Source organism: Corynebacterium sp. 239_CJEI (genome assembly GCF_001055995.1).
GTDB classification, from domain to species: domain Bacteria; phylum Actinomycetota; class Actinomycetes; order Mycobacteriales; family Mycobacteriaceae; genus Corynebacterium; species Corynebacterium jeikeium_D.
Window position 1 is genome coordinate 95,978 of record NZ_JVOW01000013.1, and the last position, 8,713, is coordinate 104,690.

Genomic DNA, 8,713 nt, shown 5'->3' on the forward strand with positions numbered 1-8,713 from the left:
TACGTGCTGATTTATAGTTACGCGCACGCTTAAAGGCTCATCGCCCTTGCTTTACGACGCGCATCGCCGCCCCATTCTAACGGCTCTAGCGGTCTTCTAGCGGTTTGGCTCCCAGCTCCTTTTCCAGCATCTCCATGACCACGTCCTTTAGCGAACGGTGATCGAGCGACCCGACCTCGTTCGCGGCCTCGAAATACTCGGAGGTGTCCTCTTCGTAGTTGTTGTCCTGCAGGTTTTGGGAAACCGGGTTGTAGGTGGTGTTGGCGTTGGACGGGGTGCGCGAACCGTAGCCCCCTGCGCCCTCTGCGCCCTCTGGCGGAGCGAACTCCTCCATGGGCTCTGGTGGCAGCGGGACGCCGCCGAAGCCCGAATCCTGATTGGCCTGAGCTTGGGCATTTGCCTGGGCATTGACTTGCGCCGCGCGCAGGAACGACTGCGGCTGCGGCTGGTTTGGCTGCTGTTGCGGCTGTTGATGGACCGGGTTCGGGTTCGGCTGAGTCGGTTGGCTTGGCTGGCTTTGCTGATGTGGCTGCGCTGGCTGGTCGTGACCTGCCTGGTGACCCATCGCAGCACGCTTGGCAGCCTCGATTTTTGCGCGGCGTTCCGCAACAGATGCGTAGGCCGACGACCGCTGAGGGCGCGGTGCGGGCTCTGGCTGCGCCTGCGGTTCCGGTTGCGTCGGCTTCTCGGGCTCGGGTGCTTTCGGCTGTGCCGATGCTGCTGGTGTCGGTGCAGGGGCGGTGTCGTTCGGCGAGGACGAACCTCTTGACGACGAATCATCCTCCCCAGCAACGCCACCTGTAGCTGTTGAACGCGGTGCGCGCGGGCGCGTACCGACGACACAGTGCACCTGGCCGTTGAAACCCGTCACCTGCTTTACGGCAGCAGACAGTGCCTGTTCGTAATCAGGCGTATTGAGCCTGGTAGCGAGCGCTCCTGTGCTGTGGCCGATGATGAGCGTATCGTTTTCGACATCGAGTGGCACTGCCTGTTCAGCCAGCACGCGAATGGGGAACGCGTGCGGGCCGTCAACAGCTGCAAGGATGTCCTGCCAGCGCTCGCGGATTTGCTCGATACCGGCGGGTGCAGGTTCGGGCTCCGGCTGTGGTGTTGGTTCCGGTTGCGGTGCTGGCTCTGGTGCTGGCTGAACCTGCGGTTCCGGCTGCGATTCTGGCGACTGAGTAGTCTGCGTTGGCTGTTCAGGCTGCTCGGGCTGGGCGGCCTGAGTTGGCCGTGCCGACTCGGCTGATTGCTCGGGCTGGGCTGGTTGTTCAGACTGTGCGGCCTGAGTCGGCTGGGTTAGCTGTTCAGAGTGTGTTGGCGAGGAAGAGACAACTGGCTCCTCCTCGACAATCGACATGGAGCCGCCTTCCCCCTCACGCTCACGAGTCTGCTGCTCACGCTCCTGTGCAAGCTGCGCCCGAGTCTGCTGCTCGCTAATCCGGGCATGCTCCGCCATCTTCCGACGGAACTCACGAATCTTCTCTGCCTGAGCCTCTTCCTCGGACAGCGGCTGCTCAGCCGATTCAGGCTGCTGCGGTTGTTCAGCCTGCTGAGGCTGCTCAACTGATTCGGCCGGCGTAGCCTGCGTAGGCTGTTCAGGCTGCTCAGCGGGCGCAGTAGGTGCTTCTGGTGCAGGCTTCGGCTCAGTTACCGACTCCTGCGACACCGCTGCCGCTGGTGCCGATTGCTGCTCAACGGGTTCCGACTGAACCTTAGGCTGCGGTCCCGGCTGGGGCTGAGGTTGCGACGGTGCCTGCGCTGGCGCTGCCTGCTCAGTACGTCCGCGCTGAGTGACCGAAGCCGACTGCGCACCCTTCTTACGCTGGGCATTCCGCTGGCGCCACGCCTCCCGAGCCGACTGGCCAGACTGCATCGGCGACGCTTCAGCCGCACCCGCATCGGAAGACACCGGTGCCGCTGCGGGGGTTGCGGCCCCCGAGCCGTCGGCAAGCGCGGGCCTGCCGTGCTCCAACGCTTCTACGCGCTGCAGCAGCGACTCCACGGAGTCTTCGGTGGCGGGCAGGAGCATGCGCGCACAGAGGACTTCGAGCAGCAGGCGCGGCGACGTCACGCCGCGGAAGTGCCGCAGACCATCAGAGAGCACCTGCGTGAAGCGCGTCAGCGTCGCCGGGGGAATTGTCCCGGCCTGCTCCAGGACACCGTCGATTTGGCTCTCCGGGATCTCCACCAAGCCCTGCTCCAGCGCATTCGGCACTGCGGACAGCACCAGCAAATCACGCACCCGGCCAAGCAGATCCGAGGCAAACCGCGCCGGATCCTGACCCGACATAATCACACGCCCGACCACGCTAAACATGGCCGCACGATCGCCCGCTGCCAGCGCCTCAATCGCATCCGTGATGATCACGCTGTCAGTGACACCGAGAATGGCCGCAGACGTTTCATAATCCACGCCATTGGTGCCGGAACCGGCAATGAGCTGATCCATAACCGACAGCGAGTCACGCGGCGAACCACCACCGGCCTGGATGACCAGCGGATACACGTCCGGCTCTACCCGCACGCCCTCGGCCGTGACCACACGCTCAAGCAGCCCGCGCATATCCGGCGGAGTCAACAACCGGAACGGGTAGTGATGCGTACGCGAACGAATAGTCGGCAGCACACGCTCCGGCTCCGTGGTCGCAAAAATGAAGATGAGGTGCTCCGGCGGCTCCTCCACAATCTTCAAAAGCGCATTGAAACCCGAAGCGGTAATCATATGCGCCTCGTCAATAATGAAGATGCGATAGCGCGACTCCGCCGGCTGGAAGATAGCCTTTTCCCGCAGCTCACGCATATCTTCCACACCATTGTGGGAAGCCGCGTCCAGCTCAATAACGTCCAAATTGCCCGGACCGCCCGGCGCTAGCGCACGACACGACGCACACTGGCCACACGGTGTGGCCGTCGGCCCCTCCGCACAGTTCAAACTGCGCGCCATAATGCGCGCCGACGAGGTCTTGCCACAGCCACGCGGCCCGGAGAACAAATACGCATGGTTAATGCGGTTGGGACGCCCCTGCGCATCCCGAGATTCCAACGCCGCCGACAGCGGGTCAGTTACGTGCCGCTGCCCCACCACTTCGGCGAACGATGCCGGACGATACTTCCTATACAGAGCCACGTGCTCAGCCTACCTTCCACCCCGGATCGGCTAGTTCGAACCCTCCTGGGAAACAACCGACTCACGGCACCAATCCCGCAGGTCAGCATCTACTTCGGCCAACTTCTGCATCAGCGCCTGCGGCCCCTGCTGCTCATAAAACACCAGCTCCGCATCCGTAATTGGCACCAGTTGCGTCATCGTGGTCATGCGTCCCTGCGGGGACTCCACATCACCCTCATGCAGGCTGATCTTGCCCGGCATCTCGGACACATTCGGCACCCCGTCGCTCCACACGTACGGCACCGTGCACAGCACGTGCGCCACGGTAAAGGCAGTGCTTGACGACGACTCCCCTACCTCGGCCACCTGATCGGCCGCCAGCCGCACCGCATTCGGAATGACACGGCCCGGAATTGGCGACAGGAACTCCGGCTCTTCCTCCACCAGCGCTCCCGCGGCCGCGACCATGGTGGCCACGGGAAAATCAGCGTATGCGACGGAGAAGAGCTCCACGCGGATATCCGTCTTTGCTGCGCCGGTCAGGCCACAGTAGTTGCGGCCCAACTCCACGGTGGCGGCTGCCGTTTCCGGACGACGCTCGTTCGCTTGGCCGTCCGGCCCGTCGTAAAGCGAGAACTCAGCGACCCGAAGCGGAGCCGAATCGTGTTCCTGCCCGTGCCGACCACTGGCCGGCAGCTCCGTCACATACTCGCCGACCTGGGGTTCTCCGGGGAAAAGCCCGGAGATCCAAAACTTCGTCTCTTCGAAGTTCATATAGTCCTATCCCGACCTACCTGGCTTACTTGGCCTACGCAGTCGCCTTCTCAGCGGCGGCGAGCAGCACACAGGTAGCGACGCCATCCATAGCAACCTCGAGCTCCTCCATCGGAGGCAGCGACGGTGCCAGGCGGATATTGCGATCATTCGGATCCTGCTTCAGCGGGAAGGAAGAACCAGAACCGGTCAGCGCAATGCCGGCCTCCTTAGCCAGCTCCACCACGCGACGAGCAGTGCCATCAACCACGTCGAGGTTGATGAAGTAACCGCCGGTCGGCTTCGACCACTCTGCCACGCCGTACTCCGTCAGGCGCTCATCCAGAATCTGCAGAACCTTCTCAAACTTCGGAGCCAGCGAACCGGCATGACGGCGCATCTGCTCGCGCACGCCCTCCGCGTCACCGAAGAACTTGGCGTGAGCCAGCTGGTTGACCTTGTTCGGGCCAATGCCGCGGATACCAGCGTGCTTGAGGTAATCCTCCAAGTTGGCGTCCGAGGAAGCGTAGAAAGCAATGCCAGCGCCTGCGAAGGTGATCTTCGAAGTCGAGCCGAAAGCCCACACGCGGTTCGGGTTACCGGCCTCTTCCGCCCACTTAATGACGTTGTGAACCTCCGGGAACTCATCCGTCAGCGTGTGAACCATGTAGGCGTTATCCCACATCAGACGGAAATCCGGAGCGGCAGTCTCCATTTCAACCAGACGGCGGCAGACCTCAGCGCTGTAGGTCACGCCCGTCGGGTTGGAGAACATCGGGACATTCCACATGCCCTTAATCTGCGGATCGGAGGCAACCAGCTTCTCCACGACATCCATATCCGGACCGTCTTCGTTCAGCGGCACCTGGATCATCTCAATACCAAAGTGCTGCGTAATGGAAAAGTGCCGGTCATACCCCGGAACCGGGCACAGCCACTTCAGCACCGGCTCCTCGTTCCACGGGCGCTCCGAGTCCACGTTGCCGAACTGCATAGCCCACGAAATCAGGTCAAACTGGATGTTCAGGCTGGAAGCATCCTGTGCCAGGACGTTTTCCACCGGCAGATCCAGCAGTTCCGCCCAGATAGCGCGGATATCAGTAATGCCCTTGGCGTTGCCGTAATTGCGGACGTCCTCCCCAGAAGCCGAAATGTAATCCGGCGCCGGGAGCCCCAGCAGGGCGTTTGCGAAATCAAGCTGCTCCGACGACGGCTTACCACGAGTCAAATTCAGTGCGAGGTTACGGGATTTCAGTTCCTCATATGCCTTCGCAAACTCATCCTTGTGTGCCGCCAACTGCTGAACATCGAAGGAATCCACGGCCATGGTGTACGCACCCTCCCAGGTATCGGACATAAGTTAAAACCTGACAAAACTGGCACGGAAAACTTTTTCCCCGCGCCGCATCCGGCTTTGCAACCAAGTGTAAGGCATACCCCGGATTGGGATTTCTACAACTTCCCCGACAGCGCATCCAGACGCTGCTTACTCGGCCCCTCCAAGCCGATAATCTCTACCTCTTTGCCCCGGTCAGCAAACTTGACCCGCACCGAATCCAATGCCGCCACTGTGGAGGCATCCCAAATCTCAGCCTCCGACATATCGATGACAATGCGCTGTGCAGGATCGGTGTAGTCGAACTGGTACACCAGGTCGTTACTGGAGGCGAAGAACAGCTGACCCCGCACCTTGTACGTCCGGGAGTGGGCGCTGGGGTCGTCGTCAAGCACTTCGATCCTGACCAGGTGAGCGACACGGCGCGCGAACATCAGTGATGCCACAACCACGCCCGAAACCACACCGATGGCAAGGTTATCCGTCGCCAGCGTGGCGATGACCGTCACCAGCATCACCACCGTCTCCGAACGCGGCATCAGGCGCAACGTCCGCGGGGAAATCGAGCGCCAATCGACCGTGTCCACCGCCACCACAACCATCACCGCAACTAGCGCCGCCATCGGAATCGCACCGACTGCGGAACTGAGCAGAAGGACCAGAATGAGCAGGAAGACGCCGGAAAAGAGCGTCGTCAAGCGAGTGCGTCCCGACGATTCCTTCACACCCACCATCGTCTGACCAATCATCGCGCAGCCAGCGATACCGCCGAAGAAACCGCCCGCGATATTCGCGACACCGAGCCCCCACGTCTCGCGGGTCTTGTCCGAATGCGTGTCCGTGATGTCGTCCACGAGCTTCGCCGTCATCAGCGATTCCATGATGCCGACAATCGCCACGCCCACCGAATACGGCGCAATCAGCTGCAGAGTCTCCCAGGTCAGGGGCACATTCGGGATCAGCAGCTGCGGGAGGGATTCCGGAAGCTCGCCCATATCGCTCACGTTCGGCACGCGCCAATTCGCCAACACCGCAACAAGCGTGACGACGATCACCGTTACCAGCGGAGCCGGAATCGCGGTGAACACGCGGGGCAGGAACACCATAATCGCAATACCCAGAGCGACCAGCGGATACACCAACCAGGGCACATCGATGAGATGCTCGAGCTGCGCAGTGAAAATGAGGATACCCAGCGCGTTAACAAAGCCAATCATGACCGCGCGCGGAATGAAACGCTGCAGCTTAGCGATACCCAGCGCCGCAAAAGCAATCTGCAACACACCCGCGAGCAGCACCGTTGGAATGAGGTAATCCATCCCGTACGTCCGCGACAACGGCGCGACGACGAGCGCAACCGAACCAGCGGCAGCAGTAATCATGGCCGGGCGACCACCCGTAAAGGCAATCACGATGGCCATAATCACCGAGCTAAACAGCCCCACCGCCGGGTCCACGCCCGCCAAGATGGAAAACGAAATGACCTCGGGGATCAGCGCGAACGACACCGCAGCACCGGCCAGCAGCTCGGTGCGCAGGCGCTTCGGTGAAGAAACTGCGAACCGGAAGGAGTCCCACACGCCCATTGGGGCTGGGGTTTCTCGGGTTTCGGGTGGTTCTGGTGTTTCTAGCGGTTCTCGTGTTGTCTGTGGTGGTACTCGCGTGTCGTCTGCATCGCTCATGCACAGTATTCTTCCAGACCAGCGAACGCGACCACTTGTGGCCAAGGTATTCACCTATCGATGCGCTGCAGCGTGGCCATAAGTGAATAGCTCATCGATAGGTGAAATGGCCTGGCCAATATCGCGGGGATAAGTGCCGAAAAAACATCGATAGGTCACAGGAAACCGCCGACAAGTGCCCGAAACCTAGCCATAAGTGCCAGAAGAACGCCGGGGATAAAAAAAGGGGACCCCACGCACCCGTCAGAGCTCGCTGACCCTTGCTGCATTCCTGCCCTGGGGGAGTTCACGAGATGGACGCCACATGGGATCCGTGAAGACAGCCTACTACAGGCCCAGGCAAAAAGTCACACCACAAGCATTCACCGCGCGGCTTTATGCAGCGCCGCCACAAGATCCGTGACCAGTTTCGTGACAGCTTTCATGACAGTTCCCCGCCTCCCCGCAGCCCCGGCATAGGGTTAAGTAAAGAAAAGTGTGTCCGCATGCCACCATAACCCCAGACCACACACCACAAATCACCAAAGAATAGCTCCCCGAAAGCTATTACCCACACCATCCCACACCTCCGGCCACATTTGTGCTAACCGCACACCGGTTGGATTAAAGGATGACCACCAACCGCCCCAGCTGCCCACTATGCGGCAACAACACAAAGAAAAACGGCACCACCAGCAAATCAACCACCCGTTGGCGCTGCACCCACTGCGGACACTCCTTTACCCGCAACACCCAAACCCACAACAAAAACACCGCCACCATGGCTTTGTTCATCCAATGGGCCACCGGCACCCAATCTCTAACCACCTTCGCCGCACACCATGGCGTAACCAGGCAAACCATGCACCACCGATTCCGATGGTGCTGGTGGATCATCCCCACACCCACCATCGACTCATTCCGCATCCATGACCAAATCTTCCTCGACGCGACCTATCTAAAGTCCGGATGCCTCCTGATCGCAGCCAGTAAAACCCACGTCATCAACTGGACCTGGGCCAGACACGAAACCACCGCCGCCTACACCGAACTCCTACGCCCCATTGCCGCACCACTAATCGCAGTCACAGACGGCGGACAAGGTGCCCAATCAGCCATCCACCACTGCTGGCCAACAACACGCATCCAACGCTGCCTCGTCCACGCCCAACGAACAGTCCGCCGCCACACCACCAGCAACCCCCGCACCGATGCCGGCAAAACCCTCTACCGCCTAGCCCTGAAACTCACTCGCATCACCGACCTTGACCAAGCATCCACATGGGTCGCCCACCTGCACGAATTCGACCACACCTACCGGGAATGGATGAACGAGAAAACCACCATCAAAGACCCCGTTACCGGCGCCTACACCAAGGTCTACACCCACCAACGCGTCCGAGCGGCCTATCAATCATTGCTATCTCTGCACCGCAGAGACCTGCTGTTTACCTACCTGCAACCCCCACCAACAACCATCGACCCCGACAACCTTGCAGCAACAACAAACAGCCTCGAAGGTGGCATCAACGCCCCCATAAAAGAACTAGCCCGCAGACACCGCGGACTATCACTACCGCATCAACGCACAGTGATGGATTGGTGGCTGTATCTACATACAGAAGTCCCTGACGATCCGGTCAAGATCGCCAGGGACCAACGATGGGGTCAAGACGCACTTTCCACAGCAACAGACCTGATCACCCACAACACCACAGCCACTACCAATGACATCGGTGCACCAGCAGAATACGACACCGCCATCGACACCAGCTACCAACACAACCTCGGCATCCAAAAAGGCTGGATCAAATAACCGCAACACGCCCGGAAAAGACACACTTTTCTTTA

Annotated in this window: 5 protein-coding genes and 1 other RNA gene; 1 reads left to right on the forward strand and 5 read right to left on the reverse strand. The window is 60.6% G+C overall.

What is annotated here, in order from left to right; all coding sequences use genetic code 11:
- Positions 1-85 precede the first annotated feature (85 nt).
- The 5 genes from ADB08_RS04390 to ffs form a co-directional block, all read right to left on the reverse strand.
- The gene (locus ADB08_RS04390) at positions 86-3,130 is read right to left on the reverse strand and encodes a DNA polymerase III subunit gamma and tau (protein WP_049171191.1); all 3,045 of its coding nucleotides are present in this window, start codon (positions 3,128-3,130) and stop codon (positions 86-88) included.
- 30 nt (positions 3,131-3,160) lie between these two features.
- Positions 3,161-3,886, reverse strand: coding sequence for a suppressor of fused domain protein (locus ADB08_RS04395; RefSeq protein WP_016421871.1), 726 nt, complete (start codon positions 3,884-3,886; stop codon positions 3,161-3,163).
- 34 nt (positions 3,887-3,920) lie between these two features.
- Entirely contained in the window at positions 3,921-5,192 is a 1,272-nt protein-coding gene (locus ADB08_RS04400) for an aminotransferase class I/II-fold pyridoxal phosphate-dependent enzyme (RefSeq protein WP_180950677.1), read from the reverse strand.
- Positions 5,193-5,317: 125 nt separating this feature from the next.
- Complete coding sequence (locus ADB08_RS04405) at positions 5,318-6,787, reverse strand: SulP family inorganic anion transporter (protein WP_049171194.1); 1,470 nt, start codon at positions 6,785-6,787, stop codon at positions 5,318-5,320.
- Positions 6,788-7,104: 317 nt separating this feature from the next.
- Positions 7,105-7,199: signal recognition particle sRNA small type (gene ffs / locus ADB08_RS11215), an RNA gene on the reverse strand.
- Positions 7,200-7,493: 294 nt separating this feature from the next.
- Here ffs and ADB08_RS04410 point away from each other — a divergent pair.
- The gene (locus tag ADB08_RS04410) at positions 7,494-8,678 is read left to right on the forward strand and encodes an IS256-like element IS3503 family transposase (protein WP_015382061.1); all 1,185 of its coding nucleotides are present in this window, start codon (positions 7,494-7,496) and stop codon (positions 8,676-8,678) included.
- The last annotated feature ends 35 nt before the right edge of the window (positions 8,679-8,713 follow it).